The sequence below is a fragment of the Xanthomonas sp. 1678 genome, from assembly GCF_031455575.1.
Lineage (GTDB): Bacteria > Pseudomonadota > Gammaproteobacteria > Xanthomonadales > Xanthomonadaceae > Xanthomonas_A.
This window is the reverse complement of record NZ_JAVDSZ010000002.1, coordinates 1-22,520: the sequence shown is the minus strand read 5'-3', so window position 1 is coordinate 22,520 and position 22,520 is coordinate 1. Positions and strand designations below refer to the sequence as shown.

Genomic DNA, 22,520 nt, shown 5'->3' with positions numbered 1-22,520 from the left:
ATGCGGCCACGGTTGCACAGGATTTGTTAAAAGCGGATCGCGCAGCCGTGAATGGCGCCGGCGCTATTCAGCCTGCGCGCTACTGGCGCGGATCGCGGTGGAAGGCGATCGGCTCGGCCACGTCGGGCGTGGCGCGCCAGGGATTGATGTCCAGGCCGCCGCGGCGGGTGTAGCGCGCCTCGACCTGCAGCGACTGCGGGCGGCAGCGGGTCATCAGGTCGTGGAAGATCTGCTCCACGCACTGCTCGTGGAAGCCGGCATGCTCGCGGAAGCTGATCAGGTAGCGCAGCAGGCCTTCGCGGTCGATGCGGCCGCCGCGATAGCGCACGCTCAGCGTGGCCCAGTCCGGTTGCCCGGTGACCGGGCAATTGGACTTGAGCAGCGCGCTGCTCAGCGTCTCCTCGACGATGTCGTCGGCCGCGGCGAGCAGGTACTGCGGACGTGGCGGACCGTAGCAGTCGATGGCGATGTCCAACACATCCAGCGACTCGCCGTCGCCCAGCGGGTCCACCGGCGGCAACCCGAACTCCATGGTCACGTCGGCGCCGGCACGCGCCGACAGGTCGGTGACGATGCAGGCGCGCACCGCTTCGGCGCTGTTGAAGCGCATCGCGTTGAGCGAGTTGAGGTAGAGCTTGAGCGATTTGGATTCGATCAGCTGCGGCGAGGTGCACGGCACCTGCAAGGTGGCGGTGGCCACGCAGGGCTTGCCGTGCGCGTCCAGCCAGCCCAGTTCGTAGGCATGCCAGCGGTCGAGGCCGTAGAACGGCAGCGGCGCGGCGTCCAGGCCGATCTCGGCGCGGCCGCCGGCGCGGGGGATCGGGAACAGCAGCGCGGGATCGTACTGCGAGGGGTATGCGACCTCGCGGCCGAGACTGGAATCCTGGGGGGTGTTCATGCCCGTCAGTCTAGCGGGGGTGGTCTGGCTGGAAGGTGTATGGAGGGCCGGGATTGGGGAGTCGGAAGTCGGGATTGGTAAAAGCGCACCGCGCGAGCTGCGGCTTGGCCAATCCATCCGAATCCAAAATGCCAGGGAGTGCGGCGCTATCTCCGCCCCGGACAACCGCTTTGACGAATCCCCAATCCCGACTCCCGAATCACGGCTTCATCGACAGATAGTCCAAAGACACCTGCAGCAGCGCGCGCAGGCCCACGTCCAGCGCCGCTTCGTCGAGCAGGAACTGCGGCGAGTGGTTGCTCGGCGCGGTCGCCGGGTCGATGCCGGGGCCGGTGGCGCCAACGAAGAAGAACATCGACGGCACCTGCTGCGCATAGAACGAGAAGTCTTCGGCGCCCATCTGCAGCGGCGGTTCGTAGACGTTGCCGGCGCCGACCACCGCCTGCAGGCTGGGCAGCATCTTCGCGGTCAGCGCCGGGTCGTTGACTGTGGCCGGGTTGCCGTCCTGGTCGGGCACGTGCGCCTCGGCCTTGGCCCCGTGCGCGGCGGCGGTGTGCTCGGCGACGGTCTTCAGGTCGGCGAAGATCTGCTGGCGCATGCCCTCGTCGAAGGTGCGGATGGTGCCGACCATCTCCACGTCGTCGGGAATGATGTTGTAGCGGATGCCGCCCTTGATCGCGCCGAAGCTGACCACCGCCGGTTGCCGGGAAATGTTGGCGCGGCGGCTGACCACGGTCTGCGCCGCGCCGATCAGGTCGGCGCTGGCGACGATCGGGTCGATCCCGTTCCACGGCGCCGAGCCATGGGTCTGGCGGCCGATCACCTTGATGCTGAAGCGGTCCGAGGCGGCCATCAGCGGGCCGCCGCGCACCGCGATCTTGCCCGCCTGCACGCTGGAGAACACGTGCAGGCCGAACATCGCGTCGGGCTTGAAGTCGCGGAACAGGCCCTCCTTGAGCATCAGCGAGGCGCCGCCCTCCTCGTTGCCCGGCGCGCCTTCCTCGGAGGGCTGGAACACCAGCATCACCTCGCCCGGCAGTTGCGCGCGCATCGCCACCAGCGCCTCGGCCACGCCCAGCAGGATGCTGGTGTGGGCGTCGTGGCCGCAGGCATGCATGACCCCGACGGTCTCGCCGCGGTACTCGGCGGTGGCCTTGGAGGCGAACGCCAGGCCGGTCTGCTCGGTCACCGGCAGCGCGTCCATGTCCGCGCGCAGGGCGATCTTCGGCCCCGGCAGGCCGCCCTTGATGATCGCCACCACGCCGTGGTGGGCGATCCCGGTCTGCGGCTTCAGGCCCAGCGCGCGCAGCCGCTCGGCGACCTTGGCCGCGGTGCGCTGCTCGCGGTTGGACAGCTCCGGGTGCTGGTGGAAGTCGCGTCGCCAGTCCACCACCTTGGCCTGCAGCTTGGCGGCGGCGGCCGCCACTTCCGGGCGTTCGGCGGACTGGGCGCAGGCCAGCGCAGGGACGGCGAGCAGCATCGCGGACAGCAGGCGGGACAGGCGCGGCATGGACGATCTCCGGTGGGTTGGTCGCAGGGCGTTCAGTCAATGTATTGCATTGGCGGCGGACATACACCGGCCGGCGCCCGGCCGCGGCGAAAAAACCCCTTAGAAATCCGTGTCAACCGAGACCGCACCGGTGCGTTGCCGTTGCCAGTGCCCGTTGTCGCCGACGGGCGCGCCCATCCCTTCAGTCATGGTCCAATCGCGGTGCGCCAGCGATATGCTGCACCGCTCGTCGCACCAGCCACTGCGGGAGGGTCCCCCACCCCGCCTCGCCACAGGAGTTCCCCCGGATGTCGCGTTTCTGGAAGATTGCGCTGCTGATCGTCGCAGCGGTGCTCGTCGTGGCCGTGGGCGCGCATTTCCTGCGCGGCGGCACTGGCCAGGGCCAGGGCCAGGGCCGGGGTGGGGCGGGCATGGCCGGCGATGGCGACGACGCCGCGCCGGTCCCGGTCACCGTGGTCGCCGCCAGCAGCCAGGCAGTGCCGATCTACGCCACCGCCAACGGCACGGTGACCGCGCTCAACACGGTCACCATCAACCCGCAGGTCGGCGGCCAGCTGATGAGCCTGAACTTCCGCGAGGGCCAGGAAGTGAAGAAGGGCGACCTGCTGGCGCAGATCGACCCGCGCTCGCTGCAGGCCAGCTACGACCAGGCCGCGGCCAGCAAGCGCCAGAACCAGGCGCTGCTGGCGACCGCCCGCTCCACCTTCCAGCGCTCCGATTCGCCGGCCTACCGCCAGTACGTGGCCAAGACCGACCTGGACACGCAGCGCAACCAGGTGGCGCAGTACGAGGCGGCGGTGTCCGCCAACGACGCGGCGATGCGCGCGGCGCAGGTGCAGCTGCAGTACACCCGCATCCTGTCCCCGATCGACGGCATCACCGGCCTGCGCGGCGTGGACGTGGGCAACATCGTCAGCACCAGCAGCAGCATCGTCACCATCACCCAGATCCATCCGATCTACGTGGTGTTCAACCTGGCCGAGCGCGAGCTGCAGGGCCTGCGCGAGGCGCAGGCGGCCGGACCGCTGACGGTGGCGGCGCTGGACCGCACCGACGCGCACGTGATCGCCGGCGACGGCCGCGTCGACGTGGTCGACAACCAGATCAGCAGCGACACCGGCACCTTCAAGGTCCGCGCCGAGTTCCCCAATGGCGACAACGCGCTGTGGCCGGGCCAGTTCGTCAACGTGCGGCTGACCCTGCGCACGCTGGCCAACGGCGTGGTGGTGCCGACCCAGGCGGTGCAGCGCGGCCCGGACGGCGACTACGTGTACGTGGTGCAGGGCGACAACACGGTCAAGATGCAGACGGTCAAGCAGGGCGTGGAAGTGGGCGACAGCCAGGTGCAGCTGGTGCAGGGCCTGAAGGCCGGCGAGCGGGTGGTGACCGAAGGCCAGTTCCGGCTCAAGCCGGGCGCCAAGGTCACCGCGCTGAAGCCGGGCCAGGCGCCGCCGCAGCCGACCGAGGCCGAGCTGAAGGCGGCCGAACACAAGCAGCAACGCAAGGACGGCGGCGGCCGTCGCGGCGGCGGACCGCGCTGAGCCACGGCGCGGGGCCTGGCGCCCCGCGTCCGCTTGCGCGTACGCACACCGCGCGGCTGCCACCGCTGCCGCAGCAGAGCGCGCCGCGCCCCCGCCGCAGATCGACCCGCTTCCTCCCGACTTCCGAGCAAGGACACCCCCGTGGGCTTTTCGACGATCTTCATCCGCCGCCCGATCGCCACCACCTTGCTGATGGCCGGCGTGCTGCTGCTCGGCATCCTCGGCTACCGGCAGCTGCCGGTGTCGGCGCTGCCGGAGATCGACGCGCCCAGCCTGGTGGTGACCACCCAGTATCCCGGCGCCAACGCCAGCACCATGGCCTCGCTGGTGACCACGCCGCTGGAGCGGCAGCTGGGGCAGATTTCCGGCCTGCAGATGATGACCTCCGACTCGTCGGCGGGCCTGTCCACGATCATCCTGCAGTTCGCGATGGACCGCGACATCGACATCGCCGCACAGGACGTGCAGGCGGCGATCCGCCAGTCCACCCTGCCCTCGTCGCTGCCCTACCAGCCGGTCTACAACCGGGTGAACCCGGCCGACGCGGCGATCCTGACCCTCAAGCTCAGCTCCGACACGCTGCCGCTGCGCGAGGTCAACAACTACGCCGACTCGATCCTGGCGCAACGCCTGTCGCAGGTGCCGGGCGTGGGCCTGGTGTCGATCGCCGGCAACGTGCGCCCGGCGGTGCGCATCCAGGTCAACCCGGCGCAGCTGTCGAACATGGGCCTGACCATGGAGGCGCTGCGCAGCGCACTGACCGAGACCAACGTCAACGCGCCGAAGGGCTCGCTCAACGGCAAGACCCAGTCCTACAGCATCGGCACCAACGACCAGCTGTCCAGCGCCGCCGACTACCGCGACACCATCATCAGCTACACGAACGGCGCGCCGGTGCGGCTGTCGGACGTGGCGCAGGTGGTGGACGGGGTGGAGAACGACCAGCTCGCCGCCTGGGCCGACGGCAAGCCGGCGGTGCTGCTGGAAGTGCGCCGCCAGCCCGGCGCCAACATCGTGCAGACGGTGGAGCAGATCCGCGCGATCCTGCCGCAGCTGCAGGCGGTGCTGCCCAGCGGCGTGCACCTGGACGTGTTCTCCGACCGCACCGAAACCATCCGCGCCTCGGTGCACGAGGTCAAGTTCACCCTGATCCTGACCATCGGCCTGGTGGTGGCGGTGATCTTCGTGTTCCTGCGCCGGCTGTGGGCCACGATCATCCCGTCGGTGGCGGTGCCGCTGTCGCTGGCCGGCACCTTCGCGATGATGGCCTTCGCCGGCATGTCGCTGGACAACCTGTCGCTGATGGCGCTGGTGGTGGCCACCGGCTTCGTGGTCGACGATGCGATCGTGATGATCGAGAACATCGTGCGCTATATCGAGCAGGGCAAGAGCGGGCGCGAGGCGGCGGAGATCGGCGCCAAGCAGATCGGCTTCACCGTGCTGTCGCTGACCGTGTCGCTGGTGGCGGTGTTCCTGCCGCTGCTGCTGATGCCGGGCGTGACCGGGCGCCTGTTCCACGAGTTCGCCTGGGTGCTGTCGATCGCGGTGGTGATCTCGATGCTGGTGTCGCTGACGCTGACGCCGATGATGTGCGCCTACCTGCTCAAGCCCGACGCGCTGCCCGAAGGCGAGGACGCGCACGAGCGGGCGGCCGCGGCCGGCAAGACCACCGTGTGGACGCGCACCGTGGCGCTGTACGAGCGCACCCTGGACTGGGTGCTCGGGCACCAGCCGCTGACCCTGATGATCGCGCTGGCGACGATGGTGCTGACCGTGGTGCTGTACGTGGTGATCCCCAAGGGCCTGCTGCCCGAGCAGGACACCGGGCTGATCACCGGCGTGGTCCAGGCCGACCAGAACGTAGCCTTCCCGCAGATGCAGCAGCGCACCCAGGCGGTGGCCGAGGCGCTGCGCCGCGATCCGGCGGTGACCGGCGTGGCCGCGTTCATCGGCGCCGGCTCGATGAACCCCACCCTCAACCAGGGCCAGCTGAGCATCGTGCTGAAGACCCGCGGCGACCGCGACAGCCTGGATGAGGTGCTGCCGCGGCTGCAGAAAGCCGTGGCCGGGCTGCCGGGCGTGGCGCTGTACCTGAAGCCGGTGCAGGACGTGACCCTGGACACGCGCGTGGCCGCGACCGAATACCAGTATTCGCTGTCGGACGTGGACAGCGCCGAGCTGGCGACCCAGGCCGCGCGCCTGACCGAGGCGCTGCGCAAGCGCCCGGAACTGGCCGACGTGGACAACAACCTGGCCAACCAGGGCCGCGCGCTGGAACTGACCGTGGACCGCGACAAGGCCAGCGCGCTCGGCGTGCCGATGCAGACCATCGACGACACCTTGTACGACGCCTTCGGCCAGCGCCAGATCTCCACCATCTTCACCCAGCTCAACCAGTACCGCGTGGTGCTGGAAGTGGCGCCGCAGTTCCGCACCAGCACCGCGCTGCTGCAGCAGCTGGCGGTGGCCAGCAACGGCAGCGGCGCGCTGACCGCCAGCAACGCCACCAACTTCGGCCAGACCACCTCCAGCAACTCGTCCACCGCCACCGGCATCGGCAACCAGAACACCGGCATCGCCGTCGGCAGCGGCGGCACCGTGCCGCTGTCCGCGCTAGCCGAGGCCAAGCTCACCACCACGCCGCTGGTGGTCAGCCACCAGCAGCAGCTGCCGGCGGTGACGGTGTCGTTCAACCTGGCGCCGGGCTATTCGCTGTCGCAGGCGGTGGCGGCGATCGAGGAGACCAACGCGCAGCTGCAGCTGCCGCCGCAGCTGCATGCCGAGTTCATCGGCAAGGCCGCCGAATTCACCGGCAGCCAGACCGACATCGTGTGGCTGCTGCTGGCCTCGGTGGTGCTGATCTACATCGTGCTCGGCGTGCTCTACGAGAGCTACATCCATCCGCTGACGATCATCTCCACGCTGCCGCCGGCCGGCGTCGGCGCGCTGCTGGCGCTGATGCTGTGCGGGCTGAGCCTGTCGGTGGACGGCATCGTCGGCATCGTGCTGCTGATCGGCATCGTCAAGAAGAACGCGATCATGATGATCGACTTCGCGATCGACGCGCGCCGCGAAGGCGCCAACGCCCACGACGCGATCCGCCGCGCCTGCCTGCTGCGCTTCCGCCCGATCATGATGACCACCGCCGCGGCGATGCTGGGTGCGCTGCCGCTGGCGCTGGGCGACGGCATCGGCTCGGAACTGCGGCGCCCGCTGGGCATCGCCATCGTCGGCGGCCTGCTGCTGTCGCAGCTGGTCACGCTGTACACCACACCGGTGATCTACCTGTACATGGAGCGCGCATCGGAGCGGCTGCGGGCATATCGGGAGCGGCGGGCGGTGGCGGCGGGGCAGCAGGCATGAGCATGGTCGTTGTCGCTGCTGCCGCCATCGGGACCGGGGACCGGGGACCGGGGACCCGGAAAAGCGCGCTATCGCGATCCGAGGCTCTACCGACTTCCGTTCTTCGGGTCCCCGGTCCCCGGTCCCGGGTCCCGGCAACCCGGTCCCCGGTCCCCACAGAATGAACCTCTCCGCCCCCTTCATCCGCCGCCCGATCGGCACCGCGCTGATGGCCATCGGCCTGTTCGTGATCGGCATGATGTGCTACCTGCGCCTGGGCGTGGCGGCGTTGCCGAACATCTCGATCCCGGTGATCTTCGTGCAGGCCAGCCAGGCCGGCGCCGACGCCTCGACCATGGCCGCCACGGTCACCGCGCCGCTGGAACGGCACCTGGGCCAGCTGCCCGGCATCGACACCATGCGCTCCTCCAGTTCGGAGGGGAACAGCCAAGTGTTCATGGTGTTCCAGAACGACCGCAACATCGATTCGGCCGCACAGGACGTGCAGACCGCGATCAACGCCGCGCAGGCCGACCTGCCCTCGGGCCTGTCCACGCCGCGCTACCAGAAGGCCAATCCCAACGACGATCCGGTCATCGCCATCGCGCTGACCTCGGACACGCAATCGGCCGACGAGCTGTACAACGTCGCCGACTCGCTGCTGGCGCAGCGTCTGCGCCAGATCAGCGGCGTGGCCTCGGTCGACATCGGCGGCGCCTCCACCCCGGCGGTGCGGGTGGACGTGAACCTGCGCGCGCTCAACGCGATGGGGCTGACCCCGGACGACCTGCGCAATGCGGTGCGCGCGGCCAACGTGACCTCGCCCACCGGCTTCCTCAGCGACGGCAGCTCCACCACCGCGATCGTGGCCAACGACTCGGTGGCCAAGGCCGCCGACTTCGGCCAGTTGGTGATCTCGCAGCAAGAGGGCCGCACCGTGCGCCTGCGCGACGTGGCCAACGTCTACGACGGCCAGCAGGACGCCTACCAGGCCGCCTGGTTCGGCGGCAGGCCGGCGGTGGTGATGTACGTGTTCACCCGCGCCGGCGCCAACATCGTGGAGACGGTGGACCGGGTCAAGGCGCAGATCCCGATGCTGCGCGGCTACCTGCAGCCGGGCACCAGGATGTCCGCCTACTTCGACCGCACGCCGACCATCCGCGCCTCGTTGAACGAAGTCCAGGCCACGCTGCTGATCAGCCTGGCGATGGTGGTGCTGACCATGGCGCTGTTTCTGCGCCGGCTGGCGCCGACGCTGATCGCCGCGGCCACCGTGCCGCTGTCGCTGGCCGGCGCGGCGCTGGCGATGTACGTGATGGGCTTCACCCTGAACAACCTGAGCCTGCTGGCGCTGGTGATCGCGATCGGCTTCGTCGTCGACGATGCGATCGTGGTGATCGAGAACATCATGCGCCACCTCGACGAGGGCATGTCGCGGCTGGACGCGGCGCTGGCCGGCGCGCGCGAGATCGGCTTCACCATCGTCTCGATCACCGCCTCGCTGGTGGCGGTGTTCATCCCGCTCCTGTTCGCCAGCGGCATGATCGGCGCGTTCTTCCGCGAGTTCACCGTGACCCTGGTTGCGGCGATCTGCGTCTCGGCGGTGGTCTCGCTGACCCTGACCCCGGCGCTGTGCAGCCGCTTCCTGTCCGCGCACGCCGAACCGGAACGGCCGAGCCGCTTCGGCGCCTGGCTGGACCGCGTGCACGCCGGCATGCTGCGCGTGTACACCCGCGCGCTGGACTTCTCGCTGCGCCACGCGCTGCTGCTGGCGCTGACCCCGCTGCTGCTGATCGCCGCCACGGTGTTCCTGGCCGGCGCGGTGAAGAAGGGTTCGTTTCCCGCGCAGGACACCGGCCTGATCTGGGGCCGCGCCAGTTCCAGCGCCACCGTGTCCTTCGCCGACATGGTCAACCGCCAGCGCCGCATCACCGACATGCTGATGTCCGATCCGGCGGTGAAGATCGTCGGCGCGCGCCTGGGCAGCGGCCGCCAGGGTTCCAGCGCCAGCTTCAACATCGAGCTCAAGACCCGCGACGAGGGCCGCACCGAGACCACCGCGCAGGTGCTGTCGCGGCTCAGCGCCAAGGCCGACCGCTACCCGGACCTGCAGTTGCGCCTGCGCGCGATCCAGGACCTGCCCAGCGACGGCGGCGGCGGCACCAGCCAGGGCGCGCAGTACCGCGTCTCGCTGCAGGGCAACGACAACGCCCAATTGCAGGAGTGGCTGCCCAAGCTGCAGGCGGCGCTGAAGCAGAACCCGAAGCTGCGTGATGTCGGTACCGACGTGGACACCGCCGGCCTGCGCCAGAACATCGTCATCAACCGTGCCCAGGCCGCGCGCCTGGGCGTGTCGATCGGCGCGATCGACGGTGCGCTGTACGGCGCGTTCGGCCAGCGCCAGATCTCCACCATCTATTCGGACCTCAACCAGTACAGCGTGGTGGTCAACGCGCTGCCCGAGCAGACCGCCACGCCGGCGGCGCTGGACCGGATCTACGTGCCCACGCGCAGCGGCGCGATGGTGCCGCTGACCGCGGTGGCGCACCAGGTGCCGGGCCTGGCGCCGCCGCAGATCACCCATCAGAACCAGTACACGACGATGGACCTGAGCTACAACCTGGCGCCTGGGGTGAGCACCGGCGAAGGCGACGCGATCATCAAGGCCACGGTCGACGGCCTGCGCATGCCCGGCGACATCCGCATCGCCGACGGCGGCGGTTTCGGCGTGCAGTTGCAGCCGAACTCGATGCTGGTCCTGGTGCTGGCGGCGATCGTGGTGGTCTACATCGTGCTGGGCATGCTCTACGAGAGCCTGGTGCATCCGGTGACGATCCTGTCCACGCTGCCGGCCGCGGGCATGGGCGCGCTGCTGGCGCTGTGGGTCACCAACACCGAACTGTCGGTGATCTCGATGATCGCGCTGGTGCTGCTGATCGGCATCGTCAAGAAGAACGCGATCATGATGATCGACTTCGCCGTGGTCGCCGAGCGCGAGCACGGCAAGTCGCCACTGGACGCGGTGCGCGAGGCCTGCGTGGTGCGCTTCCGCCCGATCATGATGACCACGATGGTGGCGATCCTGGCCGCGGTGCCGCTGGCGGTCGGGCTGGGCGAAGGCTCGGAGCTGCGCCGCCCGCTGGGCATCGCGATGATCGGCGGGTTGTTGATCTCGCAGAGCCTGACCCTGCTCAGCACGCCGGCGCTGTACGTGATCTTCTCCTGCCTGCGCGAACGCTGGCGGGCGCGCCGCGCCCGGCGCCGAGAGCGACGCCTAGCGCGTGCGGCGGGGCAACCGGCCGCATCGCACTAGTCGCCGCGAGGTATGGGCGCGGCGCTTGCGCCGTACCCTCACCCCAACCCCTCTCCCGAGGGGAGAAGGGCTAGGTTGCTCCCCTTCTCCCCTCGGGAGAAGGTGCCCCGAAGGGGCGGATGAGGGTACGGGCGAAGCCTCGTGTACCCAAACCCAGCGAGACGCTTCGCGCCGTACCCTCACCCCAACCCCTCTCCCGGCGGGAGAGGGGCAGGTTGCGCCCCCTTCTCCCCTCGGGAGAAGGTGCCCCGCAGGGGCGGATGAGGGTACGGGCGCAGCCTCGTGTACCCGAACTCAGCGAGACGCTTCGCGCCGTACCCTCACCCAACCCCTCTCCCGGCGGGAGAAGGGCTAGGTTGCGCCCCTTCTCCCCTCGGGAGAAGGTGCCCCGAAGGGGCGGATGAGGGTCCGGGCGCAGCCTCGTGTACCCAAACCCAGCGAGACGCTTCGCGCCGTACCCTCACCCCAACCCCTCTCCCAATGGGAGAGGGGCTTTGTGCTTAGCTCTGCAAGGCGTCCAGCGAGGCGCGCTCGATGCCGGCGTAGATCGCGAACTCGTCGTGCACTGCGGCGCCCAGGGCCTGCTCGAATGCGGCGCGGTTGGCGTGCGCGGCATAGGCGCGCTGCTCGCCGCCGCCGAGGTTGGACTGGAAGATGCCTGCGGCGCTGACCGGCAGGAAGTCCTCGTAGACGATCGGGTCGGCGCTGGCCAGGCCGTCGGCGATCAGCGCTTCGGCGGGCTTGCCGGCCAACGCCGCGGCACCGGCGGCGCGGCCGGCATCGGTCAGCGCGTAGCGGAAATAGCCCAGGCCTTCGCGGCGCAGCGTGGCGTAATCGTCGGGAAAATCGGCGAACGCGGCCTGCAGCCGCGCCGCGTAGTCGCCGCCGGCGCTGCCATCGGCGGCGCGGGCGCGCTCCAGCAGGGCGTCGTACAGCGCGCGGCCCTTCGCGGTCAGGGCCAGCCCGCGCTGTTCGATCTCGCCGAAGCGCGCGGTATGCGTGCCGGCCTCGGCGGCGCCATCGCCAGCCGGGAAGCGCACCGTTTCCTCCAGCGCCTTGAAGCTGGTCTGGCGCAACAGGATCGGGCAGCGCCGCCGCGGCGGGCCTTCGATCACCGCCTTGGCGTCGATGCCCCGGCGCAGCATTTCCGCCTGCGCCGCATCGATGTCCAGCGTACGCGGGGTCAGGTGGTTGATGTGCGGACCGTGGAAACTGACCACGTCGGCGATCAGCTTGTGCGCATCGCTCAGCGCCCGATACGTCGGCAGCGGCACGGTCGCGTCGCCATGCCAGCGGAAGGTTTCCAGCGCCTCGGCGACGAAGCGCTGCGCATCGGCCTCGCCCAGGCCGCCGTCGCGCTCGCAGCGTTCGATCAGCTGCAACGCGGCATCGGTGAAGATGCGCCGCCGCGCGAGGATCTGCGCCGCCTGCGTGCGCAGCGCCGGATCCTCGATCAGCTCCAGCCGCAGCAGCGAGGTGAACACGCGGAACGGATTGCGCGCCAGCGCCGCCGCGTCGAGCGGGCGGAATGCAGTGGAGTGCACCGGCACGCCGGCCACCGACAGGTCGTAGTAACCGACCGGATGCATGCCCATCACCGCGAACAGCCGGCGCAGCGTGGCCAGTTCCTCGGCGCTGCCGACACGGATCGCGCCATGCCGTTCCTGGTCCAGCCGCGCGCGCTCGTCGTTGCGCTGCAGTTGCGCGTCCAGCGCCGGATCGGCGGCCAGGGTCGCCACGTTGACCTGCGCCACCAGTTCCATCAGCGTGCCGTACAGCGGCACCTCGGTGCGGTACATGTCGGACATGGCCTGCGCGAACAGGCTGCGGATGGCATCGGGCGAAACGAAGGCAGTGGTCATCGGGCGGTCCGGAGCGGCGGTAGCGCCGGACACGGGTCCGGCAGAACGCCTATTCTCGCGCCGCGGCGACGGCGCGGCCAGTCGTGCGGGAGATTGAAGCCATGTGTGCAGCATCCAGGGCGGACTTCGGCGCATGCCCGCACCGAAGCCCAGGAGAGGTGCCGGATCAGGAAAAATCGGGCCGGAGAGGGCGGAACGCGGGGCATGCTCCGCGCACAAGTCCAGGACGGGAAAATTCAGGCCGGGGCGGTATCGGAGCAAGACAGCATCTGCCGCCCGGCCATGATCACCCACAGGCCGGCTGCGACACCCATGTGGGAGCGACTTCAGTCGCGACGAGCGAAGCAACAAGCTCGCGGGGTTTCCCATGCCATTCGGACATCCGTTCGGCCAGGTGGGTGTGTGCCGAGATCGCCGCGTCGCGACTGAAGTCGCTCCCACAAGGGATTTCGCTGGTTGCGTGCGCGCTGCGAAAGCATTTGCGCGACGGTTCGCGTCACCGGCCATCCAGGGCGTTCCCTGCGGTTCGCCGCCTACTGCGCCGCCGCCTGATCGCGCTGCGCGCGATCGCCGAGCTGGCGGCGCAGCAGCGCGTCCAGCACGATCGGGCGGTCCCAGTGGTCGTAGCTGGCGACGATGGCGTGGCGCAGCCTGCGGTAGGTCAGCGAGCCCGGCTCGACCTGCAGCGCGCGCGCCACGTCGGCCCAGCTCGCTGCCGGGCCGGCGGCCGCCCGCGCACGCACCACCTCGCGGTACGGCACCCCCGCGGCCTTGGCCAGGAAGCCGGCAAAATAGATGTCGCGCGGCGGCCAGCGACGCTCGCGCAGCAGCGCCTCGGCGTAGCCGCGCGGCAGCTGCGCGTAGCGCGCGACCTCGTCGAGAAAGCTGTCCTGATAACGCGCGGCGTAGCGGTCGATGTCCAGCAACTGCCGGTCGATCCAGGCATCGTCGCTGCCGGGTGCGTCGGCAGCCGGGGCGGCGGCGCTCGGCGCCGGCGCGTCCTGGGCCACGGCCGCGCCGGCCATGCATAGCGCCAGCGGCAGGATCAGACAGGCGGAGCGCAGGCGGGACGGCATGCGCCGATTCTGCCGGATGCCGGCATCGCTGTCAGGGTTTTGCGGGCGTCATGGAAGCCGCCACATCCGTCAATCTGGTGCAGCGCGCGGCTGGCGCCAGCCCAAGAGCGGCTTGAATGGAAGATCGACGCCGACGGTGCGAGGCCACTACGACGAGAAGGAGTTGCAGCTGACGGTCCGACACCGCCGCCAGGCACCGAACCCGCCATGGACGTCGTCGTGCCTGCCAATCTGGCGGAACGCTTGGCTTGCGCAAGGCGCAAGATCGCCTGGAGATCGACGCCGACAGCGCAGCGCCGTTGCGGCAAGAACAAATTGACCGACGGTCAGGCCGGCGCGGTTCGCGAGCCCGCTGGCCAACCGTTCGGCCGGCATCGCTGCGGGCGTGGCGACCCAGTTCTACACCCCGCTCGACGAAGCCGCGCAGGTCGCCTACCACAGCTCAAGACGCTGTATTCGATGCCGCGCGAGTCGGACGGCAGCACCTGCGTTCGCGCTACCTGCTGCCCAGACCAGCCGGCGCTGGCCGCGCAACGAGTGCTGGCAACCCATCGCGGCGCAGCGCTCGGCAGCGATCACGGCGCCGGGACGGCCGCAGCGGCTGCCCATCACGCCAGCGGCAACGCTCCCTGCTCAGCCGCATGCCGGTTCAGGTCGGCCACCGCCTGCGGCCAGTCCGCGGCCAGGGCCACCTCGCGCAGGCGCGGCTCATCGGCGGACAGCCCATGCTCGGCCTCGTGCGCCCAGGTGGTGGCATAGGGCGTGTGGATGCCCCAGCCGCCGAGCGCGATCACCGGTTCCACGTCCGAGCGCAGCGAGTTGCCGATCATCACGAAGCGCTCGGCGCCGATGCCGAATTCGGCCAGCACCTTGGCGTAGGTCGTCGGGTCCTTCTCCGAGACGATCTCGATGCGCGGGAACAGCGCGCCAAGCCCGGACTGTTCGATCTTCGCTTCCTGATGGAACAGATCGCCCTTGGTGATCAGCACCACCTCGAAATCGGCGGCGATCGCGGCCACCGCCTCGCGCACGCCGGCGATCACCTCCACCGGATGCTGCAGCGTGGCACGGCCGATCTCGACGATGCGCTGCACATCGCGTGCGGAAATGCGCGCCTCGGTCAGCTCGATCGCCGCTTCGATCATCGACAGGGTCATGCCCTTGGCACCGTACCCGAACACCTTCAGGTTACGCCGCTCCACCGTCAGCAGATGCTGCAGCGTGCCGGCGTCGCGCAGGTCCAGGTACTGGCCGAGGATGGCTTCGAACGCCGCTTCGGCGTCGCGGTAGTAGTCCTCGCTCTTCCACAGGGTGTCGTCGCCGTCGAAGCCGACCAGGGCGATGGCGGAGGAGCGCAGAGCGGTAGGCGTAGGCATCGCGAAAGCATAGCAGCGCGGCTCATTGCGCTACAGGGTCGCCGGGGCCGGGCTGGTAATGCGCGTACTCCTCGCGCGACAGCGCGCCGTCGGCATCGGCATCGAACGTGTCGAAGGTCTCGCGCAGGACTGGGTCCGCCACGGCTTCGGCGCGGCCGATACGGCCGTCGCGGTCCAGGTCCAGCGCGGCGAAACTGCGCGCGCCGGCGGCGGCGCCGGCATCGCTGGCGGGCGCGGGCGGCACCGGCAGGGTCGAGGCTGGCGGTGCGGGCAACGGCGGCAGCGGTGCCGGCGTCGGAACGGACGCAGGCGTCGGGACCGGCAGCGGCAACACCGGCGCGGCCGGGTCCTGCTGCGCCGCGGCCACGCCGGCGACGGCGAGACTCATCGACAACGGCGCCAGGCATAGGCGCAGCGAACGGCGGAACAGGGCCATGGCAGCCTCGGCAGTCGGCGGACCGCTACCCTACACCTTGTGCTGCGGCTGACGGGCGCCTGTTCCGTTCCTGGCAAGTGCGCACAGCAGAAGGGCGGCACCCAGGCCGCCCTTCCTTGCGCATGTTCCTCACGCATGCGCCTCGCTAGAACTGCGCGGCGACCGGTGTCGCCGCAGCAACCCGCCGGAACCGGCACGCGCCCTCGTCATGCACGTGCCGTCGTCAGCGCGTTGCCGGATGACGCGTTACTTGCCGTCGCTGCCGGCTGCGCCGCCCTGCTGCTTGGCGACATAGGCCTTGTATTCGTCGGGCGTCAGCTTGTCGTTGTGGTCCGCATCGGCCTGCGAAAAGATCTGGCTGAGACCTGCGTTGACCTGCGCCTCCTGCTTGCTGATGGCGCCATCGCTGTCGGTATCCACGTCCGCCCAGGTCTGGCCGCCGCCGGAGGCGCCGGACTGTGCGGACTGGCCGGTCGCGCTGGTGGGCGACTGCGCCTGGGTGGCGGCATCGCTCTGCGCATCCTGGGCGAAGGCCGGCAGGGCCAGTGCGGCGGCGAGAATGGCGGCGGTACCGATCAGCGGCGTGCGGTTGCGAATGTTCATGGGTGGTCTCCTTTGCTCTCTCGGTTGTGGCATGCCCGGTCGAATCCGGTGCATGGCCACACCGTGCCGGTGCCAGGCTGAATCCATTCCCCTGCAAAAAATCGCAGGCAACGCTTCGTTAACCACTGCGCCGGACACACGCGCTACCGGCTTGGTTAGCGGCCGGTGAGCATGCGGTAAGCCGTTCGTTCGAGCCGTTCGCAAACTGGAAAAAAAGCGTGTTTTTCACACGATTTCGCGGTCGCCATCGCCGGATTTTTCGCTTGAACGCGAACTGAACGCGACCCAGCCGGCGGCCACGCCGGCGAGCGCCCCTGACACTTCCAGCACCACGCGGGTGCCCAGTTCGTTCGGATCGTGGATGCTGGCCAGCGCCAGCCGCGCGTACAACGGCGACTCCAGGCGCACGATGCCGGTGTAGAACAGGTTCCAGCAATCGATCCCGGCGGACGCGACGACCGCGATCAGGCACGACCAGCCCAGCGCATGGCCGTCGGTCCACTGCAGCCAGCGGCACAGGCGATGCCACAGCGCATAGATCAGGAACCCAAGCGCGAGCGCGATCAGCCCGGCTTCGAGCGAGCCCAGCAGGCCGAAGTGCAGCGGCAGGTTCATTGCGGTGCTTCCAGTGGTCGAGAGCGCCAGTCTAGGCGGTGTCGCTTGCGATGTGCGGGAACGATGCCGCGTGCCGCGGCTGCGCGTGGACGCATCGGGCCGGTACGCAGGCATTGGCCCCATGGAGCCGGCTCCCCGCGCTGCCGTCTTTCTCTGTGCAGCGCTTACAGGCCAGCAGCGCCTGGATCGAACGCGCTAGCTAGCCATCGTTCTCGGCGCTGGCGCTCACCATCGGCGCGCCGTCCTCGTCCCAGCGCACCGTCACCAGCATCGGCCGGCAACAGACCTGGCAATCCTCCACGTACTGCTGCGCCTCGACCGACGGATCCAGAGCCAGGTCGATCCATTCGCCGCAATACGGGCATTGCAGGTCGATGAAGCTTTGCATGCCGGACATGTCTTGGCCTGTGCAGCGAAACGGGACGCCTAGCGTACCGGCACGTCGTAGGCGGTGCCGGGGCTGGGCTCGGGCTGGAAGGTGTAGTGCCACCATTCCAGCGGATAGTTGGCGAAGCCCTGCGCCGCCATCGCGCGCAGCAGGCGCTGACGGTTCGCGCGCTGTGCGGCATCGATGCCGGGCGCGTCGGTATGCGCGGATGGATCGAAGAAGTCGAAGCCGGTGCCCATGTCCAGCGGCGCGCACTGGCCGCTGCGGCAGTCGAGCAGGCCCAGGTCGACGGTGGCGCCGCGGCTGTGGCCGGAGCTTTCGGCGATGTAGTCGCCGAGCAGCACCCGCTTGTCCAGGTGTGGGTAGTAGCGCGCCTTGCCGATCTGGTCGCCGAGGTCGCCGGCCCAGGCCACGAACGCGCGTACCGAGCGATGCGGCCGGTAGCAGTCGAACACCTGCAGGCGGTAGCCCTCGGCGTGCAACGCCTGCTGCACCCGTGCCAGCGCCTGCGCGACCGGGGCCAGCAGGTAGCACTTCGGCGCCTCGTAGCCGGGCACCGGGCGGCCGGTGAAGTTGTCGTGGCCGGCATAGCGGATGTCCAGCGCGATCTCCGGCGCGACGTCGTGCACGTCCACCAGTCCGGCCTGCGCGGGCGTGGTCGCCGGCGACAGGACTGGAGCGGCCGCCGCATTCATCGCCGCGCTCGCCATGATGACGGCGCACGCGCCGAACAAGGCGGACACGCAGCGTCGCGCAGGCGGCAGCAGACGAATGCCACACGGCAAGAAACGTGAAACGGTGGCGGCGCGGTGCGGCATCCGCGCAGCATAGGCCATCGCCGTGCAGGGCGGCCGGCGTGCGCCGTGGATTCGAGAGGGCGCGCGCCAGCGCTGCGACGGCTGGCACACGGGTGCGCGTCTGCAGGCAATAGAGGTCGCGATCGACCCGGTGCCCGCGAGCGAGCCGACACCGGCGGCGTCCGACACTCCTGTCGGCGGCCGCCGGTATCGGGCGACGCGGATCAGCGCGTCGGCGAGGGCGTGGACTGCGCCTGGTTGCGCTGCTGGTCCTGGGACTGCTCCTGCGCCTGGCGCTGGGTCTCGGCCGCCAACTGCTGCTGGCTCTGCTCCAGCGGCACCGCCGCGGCCTGCTGCCGGTCCACGTAGGCGCGGTTCACGTCGTGCGGATTGTTCGGGTTGCGCTCCACCGCGATCACGCCCTTGCCGTCGGTGCTGTGCACCAGGTCGTCGATGCGCGACATGCCACTCAGCTTGGCCTCGAACGCCACCTGCCCGGCCGCGCGCTGCATCTCCTCGCGGCTGCCAAAGCCGCCATTCGGTCCCTGCTTCTCCATCTGCTTGACCGCCTGGTCGAACATCGGATTGTCGCGGCGCAACTGCTCCACGCCCTGTTGCTGTTGCAGGTTCTTGTCGATGGAGGCGAGCGTCTCCGGGCCGGCCTTGCCGTCCACGCCCTTGAGCCGGTGGTCCTGCTGGAATTTCTCCACCGCCGCCTCGGTCTTCGGACCGTAGGTGCCGATGGCGTCCTTCGCGTCCAGGTACCCGAGCTTGGACAGCTTTTCCTGCATGTCCTTCACCGCGGCGCCCTGCTCGTTGCGCTTGAGCACGCCGTCGCCATTGTCGGCATGCGGGCTGTTGCCGCCGTGGGACTTGTCCGGCTGCGACGTCCGCTCATGCTTGGCCGGCTGCTCGCCGGTCCGGGTGACCGTCTTGTCCTGGTCCGCCAGCTTGAGCAGGTCGGCCTTTTCGTTCTCGGCGCGGTTCTGCAGCGAATCCAGGGTCCTCTGCCTCTCCACCTTTGGGAACAGTCCCTTGACGTGGTCGGCCTTGTAATCCTGCACCGCGCCGACGATGTCCTTGTCGGAGAGCTTGGACAGGTCGTAGTCCTTGCCGAACTTCTCTTCCAATCCATTCAGGAACACGCCCGAGCCGCCCGGCTTCTTGTCGCTGCCGGGACCGTACTGGACCGCCGTGCTCCACAGCGCATCCTGCACCGCCGGACCGCGGTCGGACAGGTCCACGCCCTTGTCCTGCAACCGGTCGACCAGCCTGTCGTAGTGCGTGCGCTTGATGTAGTCGTGCTGCTCCTGCGCGAAGGTGTCATCGGTCCTGGCCAGGTCCTTCCACTTTGCGCTGAACTCGGCCGAGCCGGGCTTCAGGCCGGCGAAGTCGTCGGCGTACTTGCTGTCCTTGACGAAGGCCGCGACGGTGCCGCCCACGATGACGGTGCCTTCCTTGGTCTTGACCTGCGAGGTCATCTGGTAGGAACCGTAGGACACGCCGCCGGGATCGTCGATGCCCGAAGACACCGTGCTCGCCCCGCGGCCGCCGGTCTCGTAGTGCTTGGAGGTCTGACCCAGTTCCCAATCCTTGTCGCTCATCGTCCATCTCCTTGTCTAAAAAGTTGCATTGCAAAAACCACTGAAGGAATCAGCGCGCTTCCAGTTCGTCCGCGCGCTTGGCCGTCATGTCCAACCGGCATTCGGCGGCGTCCACGCGCCCCGCCTGCCCGCTGTCGGGATCGTAGAAACACTGTTCGTCGCGATCGGCGACCCACTTGCGCTGCTGCTCGCGCAGCGCGTTCTTTTCCGCATCGCCCAGCTTGGCCATCAGCGCCTTGTAGACGGTGTTCAGGCGGCCATCCTGGTATTGGTATTCGGTATCGATGCAATCCTGCATCGTCGGCGTCACGCCAGCGGCAGCGCTGATGCATGCGTCATAGGAAGGTCGCAGCACGACGGTCTCTCCTGAAGGTTTCGCTGGTGCGGCGGCGGCATCCGCCTGGGTGGACGTCGCGCTCGCCGCTTGCGGATCGGCCGCGGGCGCATCGCCTGCGGGCGCCGCCGGTGCGGTTGCCGGCGCACTGGCGGCGGGTGCCGACGCAGAAGCCGATGCCGGCGCCGGCGCGGAAGATCCGCCGTTGCACGCAGCGGTCAGGCCGCAGAGCGCCAGCACGCAGGAAACATGAAAAATCTTGACGATGGCCACTGTCGGAATTCGCCTTGTGGTGATGCGGATGAGGGAGGGCAGTTCTAAACGATCGTCGAAACCATGTCCAACGCGGCGTCGCGTTGCGACGTCACGCGACGCGATGTTCGAACGACGCCACGATGCTGCAGGCAACGCGAAGATCGGTGGAGCGTCTTGCATCGGACGTCCACTTCAACCTCGCGCTTCGCCGCAAGCGCGCAGCAACCCTAGTCGCTGACGCAGGCGTTGCCTGGCATGCCGCCATGCGGCTTGCAGCACGCTCGCCGGCGGCCAGCGCGATCGGCAACCGCAGCGGCCTCGGCTGCCGTCCGACACTTGTCGGCGGCAGCCGCTGCCGGCGTGCGGATCAGCGCGTCGGCGACTGCGTCTGGGTACGCTGGTCCTGGGCCTGCTGCTCCTGCGCCTGCCGCTGGGTCTCGGCCACCAATTGCTGCTGGCTCTGTTCCAGCGGCACCGTCGCGGCATGCTGCTTGTCCACGTAGGCGCGGTTCACGTCGTGCGGATTGTTCGGGTTGCGCTCCACCGCGATCAGGCCCTTGCCGTCGGTGCTGTGCACCACGTCGTCGATGCGCGACATGCCGCCCACCTTGGCCTCGAACGCCACCTGCCCGGCCGCGCGCTGCAGTTCCTCGCGGCTGTTGAAACCGCCGTTCGGCCCCTGCTTCTGCAGTTTCTCCAGCGCCTGGGTGAACAGCGGATTGTCGGCACGCTGCGCCTCGGCGGCCGCCGGGTTGAGCTTGGCCTCCTTGCCCTGCGCCTGCAGCTTGCTCAGCGCATCGAGCGTGACCTTGTCGGCGATGCCGGTCGGCTCGATGCCCTTCTCGCGCTGCAGGTTGGCCACCACTTCCTTGGTCTTGTCGCCGTAGTAGCCGGTGCCGGTCAGCAGCTTGCCGCTGTTGTCCTTGATCCCGAGCTCGATCAGGCCCTGCTGCATCGCCTTCACGTCGGGGCCCTGCTCGCCCGGCTTCAGCCCGGTACGCGCATCGCCGCCCTGGTGCTGCGACTGGGTCTGCTGCCTGTCCTGCAGCAGGTCGCGCGCCTTGGCCAGCGGGTCGGACGCGAACAGCTTGGCGTTCTTGTGGCCGGCCAGGTAATCGTCCAGCGGCATGGTGTTCACGCCCTTGCTGCCGCTGGACTGGCTGACCTGCAGTTCGCCGCTCTTCGGGTCGCGCACCACCATCAGGATGTGGTCGATGCCCTTCCAGTGCTCGTGCTTGGTGTTGCCGGCATCCACGCCGATCACCATGCCTTCCTTCAGCGCGCCCGGCTTGAACACGTCCTGGCCCTGCAGCAGCACGCCGGAATTGTCGAACGCTTTCTTGACGATGCCGCCGGAGCCGTTCATGCCCTGCGCCAGCATGTCCTGGCGACCGAAGACGGTGTGGCCGGCCTTCTGGTTGATCTCGCGCATCGTGGCGTTCTGCAGCTCGGACACCCAGCCGGAGCAATCGATGTAGCCCTGCTCCAGGTGCTTGCCGTCCGCGCCGGGGTGGTAGAGCTTGTGGCCCTTGATGTTGATCGCGTACTGCACGTCGTCGTACTTGATGCCCATCGCGTGCGCGGCGGTGAGCTGGATGCCGCCGTCGCCCTGCTGCTTGGCGGCGGCCGGCGTGGTCTGCGCGGCAGCCTGCGGCGTCTGCGCGCGCTGCTCGGCGTGCTGGCCCGGCGTGGCCTGGGCCTGGCCTTCGGCGACCGGCTTGATGCCCTTTTCCGGGATCGCGATGTGGTCGAACTTGGTGTCCCAGTACTTCAGGAAGGTCTTGGCCATGTCCTGGTCGGACATCTTCTTGAACTCGGCCAGCGAGGCGCCAGTGTAGGCCTCGAACTGCCTCGCGCCGGCCGCATCCCGTTCGCGCGGCACGTTGTTGAGGATGTTCGAGCGCGTGTCTTCGCGTGCGAAGTTGCCGGTGGCGACCGCGGCCTGGATCGAACGGTAGCCGCCGGCGCCCTGCTGGTGCGCCATGTACATGTCCAGGCCATCGGGCTGCGGCTTGCCGGACAGGTACGGGCGGTGGTCGCGGTCGTGCTGACGGGTCAGCGAATGCTGGTTGTCCTGGTACAGGCGCGCCGCGGCATCGGTGTTGGCGACCGCATCCAGTTCGCGGCCGCTGATCCCGTAGGCCGCTGCGGTGCCGGGGGTGAACTGGAACAGGCCCTTGGCGCTGTTCGGGCCGCGGCTGGCCTGCTCGTCGAACCTGCCACCGGTTTCGATATAGGCGAAACGCATGAAATCGTCGACCGGAATGTGGCGTTCCTTGGCCTCACGCTCGATGATGTCGAGGTTCTCGGCCTTCGTGTAATCGCGTGCCATCTCGTGTTACTCCTTGAGGTTGATATACGGCGGCGTGCGCCGACAAGGTCAACCGAGCTCGTCCGTGAGCTTGTTAGTGCGCGGTCAACAAAACAATTCGGGTACTGCGGGTAATGCATTCTTGCTGCCGCCGTGGGGCGGGGGCCCGCGACGGGCACCCCCGGGTGTAATGGGGTGTTTTTGTTGGTTTTGTGGGGGAGGCCAGGGGTTAGCGTGTTACAACACCCCCGACACCAAC

At 69.1% G+C, this 22,520-nt stretch carries 16 protein-coding genes; 3 read left to right on the top strand and 13 right to left on the bottom strand.

Annotation, left to right across the window (positions count from 1 at the left end; all coding sequences use genetic code 11):
* Positions 1 to 79: 79 nt before the first annotated feature.
* Complete coding sequence (gene queF, locus J2Y70_RS03380; protein WP_309913332.1) at positions 80 to 898, bottom strand: NADPH-dependent 7-cyano-7-deazaguanine reductase QueF; 819 nt, start codon at positions 896 to 898, stop codon at positions 80 to 82.
* A 199-nt stretch (positions 899 to 1,097) separates the two neighbouring features.
* The gene (locus J2Y70_RS03375) at positions 1,098 to 2,408 is read right to left on the bottom strand and encodes a M20 family metallopeptidase (RefSeq protein WP_309913329.1); all 1,311 of its coding nucleotides are present in this window, start codon (positions 2,406 to 2,408) and stop codon (positions 1,098 to 1,100) included.
* Positions 2,409 to 2,695: 287 nt separating this feature from the next.
* On the opposite strand from J2Y70_RS03375, the gene J2Y70_RS03370 reads away from it, so the two are divergent.
* The 3 genes from J2Y70_RS03370 (at position 2,696) to J2Y70_RS03360 (ending at position 10,604) form a co-directional block, all read left to right on the top strand.
* Positions 2,696 to 3,949 carry an efflux RND transporter periplasmic adaptor subunit gene (locus J2Y70_RS03370; RefSeq protein WP_309913326.1) on the top strand — a complete coding sequence of 418 codons (1,254 nt, stop codon included), beginning with the start codon at positions 2,696 to 2,698 and terminating at the stop codon, positions 3,947 to 3,949.
* A 141-nt stretch (positions 3,950 to 4,090) separates the two neighbouring features.
* Positions 4,091 to 7,312, top strand: a complete 3,222-nt coding sequence (locus J2Y70_RS03365) for an efflux RND transporter permease subunit (protein ID WP_309913323.1) — start codon at positions 4,091 to 4,093, stop codon at positions 7,310 to 7,312.
* 160 nt (positions 7,313 to 7,472) lie between these two features.
* A complete protein-coding gene (locus J2Y70_RS03360; protein ID WP_309913320.1) occupies positions 7,473 to 10,604 on the top strand; it encodes an efflux RND transporter permease subunit in 3,132 nt (1,043 codons plus the stop codon).
* A 500-nt stretch (positions 10,605 to 11,104) separates the two neighbouring features.
* On the opposite strand, the gene J2Y70_RS03355 is transcribed toward J2Y70_RS03360, so the two are convergent.
* From J2Y70_RS03355 to J2Y70_RS03305, 11 genes are all read right to left on the bottom strand, one after another.
* Positions 11,105 to 12,466, bottom strand: coding sequence for a VOC family protein (locus J2Y70_RS03355; protein ID WP_309913317.1), 1,362 nt, complete (start codon positions 12,464 to 12,466; stop codon positions 11,105 to 11,107).
* Between the two features lie 533 nt (positions 12,467 to 12,999).
* Complete coding sequence (locus J2Y70_RS03350) at positions 13,000 to 13,542, bottom strand: hypothetical protein (protein ID WP_309913314.1); 543 nt, start codon at positions 13,540 to 13,542, stop codon at positions 13,000 to 13,002.
* A 608-nt stretch (positions 13,543 to 14,150) separates the two neighbouring features.
* A complete protein-coding gene (locus J2Y70_RS03345) occupies positions 14,151 to 14,918 on the bottom strand; it encodes an HAD family hydrolase (protein ID WP_309913310.1) in 768 nt (255 codons plus the stop codon).
* Positions 14,919 to 14,940: 22 nt separating this feature from the next.
* Positions 14,941 to 15,354 (bottom strand): EF-hand domain-containing protein, encoded by a 414-nt coding sequence (locus J2Y70_RS03340; protein WP_309913307.1) that lies wholly within the window; start codon positions 15,352 to 15,354, stop codon positions 14,941 to 14,943.
* Between the two features lie 246 nt (positions 15,355 to 15,600).
* The gene (locus J2Y70_RS03335; RefSeq protein WP_263395996.1) at positions 15,601 to 15,957 is read right to left on the bottom strand and encodes an EF-hand domain-containing protein; all 357 of its coding nucleotides are present in this window, start codon (positions 15,955 to 15,957) and stop codon (positions 15,601 to 15,603) included.
* A gap of 225 nt (positions 15,958 to 16,182) precedes the next feature.
* Entirely contained in the window at positions 16,183 to 16,572 is a 390-nt protein-coding gene (locus J2Y70_RS03330) for a hypothetical protein (RefSeq protein ID WP_309913302.1), read from the bottom strand.
* A gap of 199 nt (positions 16,573 to 16,771) precedes the next feature.
* On the bottom strand, positions 16,772 to 16,969 hold the full coding sequence (locus tag J2Y70_RS03325) for a CPXCG motif-containing cysteine-rich protein (protein ID WP_309913299.1): 198 nt from the start codon (positions 16,967 to 16,969) through the stop codon (positions 16,772 to 16,774).
* 29 nt (positions 16,970 to 16,998) lie between these two features.
* Positions 16,999 to 17,670 carry a M15 family metallopeptidase gene (locus J2Y70_RS03320; protein ID WP_309914657.1) on the bottom strand — a complete coding sequence of 224 codons (672 nt, stop codon included), beginning with the start codon at positions 17,668 to 17,670 and terminating at the stop codon, positions 16,999 to 17,001.
* A 311-nt stretch (positions 17,671 to 17,981) separates the two neighbouring features.
* A complete protein-coding gene (locus J2Y70_RS03315) occupies positions 17,982 to 19,361 on the bottom strand; it encodes a peptidoglycan-binding domain-containing protein (protein ID WP_309913297.1) in 1,380 nt (459 codons plus the stop codon).
* Between the two features lie 49 nt (positions 19,362 to 19,410).
* Positions 19,411 to 19,968 (bottom strand): lysozyme inhibitor LprI family protein, encoded by a 558-nt coding sequence (locus tag J2Y70_RS03310; RefSeq protein ID WP_309913294.1) that lies wholly within the window; start codon positions 19,966 to 19,968, stop codon positions 19,411 to 19,413.
* 349 nt (positions 19,969 to 20,317) lie between these two features.
* Positions 20,318 to 22,282, bottom strand: coding sequence for a peptidoglycan-binding protein (locus J2Y70_RS03305; RefSeq protein ID WP_309913290.1), 1,965 nt, complete (start codon positions 22,280 to 22,282; stop codon positions 20,318 to 20,320).
* Positions 22,283 to 22,520 lie beyond the last annotated feature (238 nt).

What these genes read in the sequence shown, in the direction of transcription:
- queF (WP_309913332.1), bottom strand. Translation starts at nt 898, where the DNA reads ATGAACACCCCCCAGGATTCCAGTCTCGGCCGCGAGGTCGCATACCCC.
- J2Y70_RS03375 (WP_309913329.1), bottom strand. Translation starts at nt 2,408, where the DNA reads ATGCCGCGCCTGTCCCGCCTGCTGTCCGCGATGCTGCTCGCCGTCCCT.
- J2Y70_RS03370 (WP_309913326.1), top strand. Translation starts at nt 2,696, where the DNA reads ATGTCGCGTTTCTGGAAGATTGCGCTGCTGATCGTCGCAGCGGTGCTC.
- J2Y70_RS03360 (WP_309913320.1), top strand. Translation starts at nt 7,473, where the DNA reads ATGAACCTCTCCGCCCCCTTCATCCGCCGCCCGATCGGCACCGCGCTG.
- J2Y70_RS03355 (WP_309913317.1), bottom strand. Translation starts at nt 12,466, where the DNA reads ATGACCACTGCCTTCGTTTCGCCCGATGCCATCCGCAGCCTGTTCGCG.
- J2Y70_RS03350 (WP_309913314.1), bottom strand. Translation starts at nt 13,542, where the DNA reads ATGCCGTCCCGCCTGCGCTCCGCCTGTCTGATCCTGCCGCTGGCGCTA.
- J2Y70_RS03345 (WP_309913310.1), bottom strand. Translation starts at nt 14,918, where the DNA reads ATGCCTACGCCTACCGCTCTGCGCTCCTCCGCCATCGCCCTGGTCGGC.
- J2Y70_RS03340 (WP_309913307.1), bottom strand. Translation starts at nt 15,354, where the DNA reads ATGGCCCTGTTCCGCCGTTCGCTGCGCCTATGCCTGGCGCCGTTGTCG.
- J2Y70_RS03335 (WP_263395996.1), bottom strand. Translation starts at nt 15,957, where the DNA reads ATGAACATTCGCAACCGCACGCCGCTGATCGGTACCGCCGCCATTCTC.
- J2Y70_RS03330 (WP_309913302.1), bottom strand. Translation starts at nt 16,572, where the DNA reads ATGAACCTGCCGCTGCACTTCGGCCTGCTGGGCTCGCTCGAAGCCGGG.
- J2Y70_RS03325 (WP_309913299.1), bottom strand. Translation starts at nt 16,969, where the DNA reads ATGTCCGGCATGCAAAGCTTCATCGACCTGCAATGCCCGTATTGCGGC.
- J2Y70_RS03320 (WP_309914657.1), bottom strand. Translation starts at nt 17,670, where the DNA reads ATGGCGAGCGCGGCGATGAATGCGGCGGCCGCTCCAGTCCTGTCGCCG.
- J2Y70_RS03315 (WP_309913297.1), bottom strand. Translation starts at nt 19,361, where the DNA reads ATGAGCGACAAGGATTGGGAACTGGGTCAGACCTCCAAGCACTACGAG.
- J2Y70_RS03305 (WP_309913290.1), bottom strand. Translation starts at nt 22,282, where the DNA reads ATGGCACGCGATTACACGAAGGCCGAGAACCTCGACATCATCGAGCGT.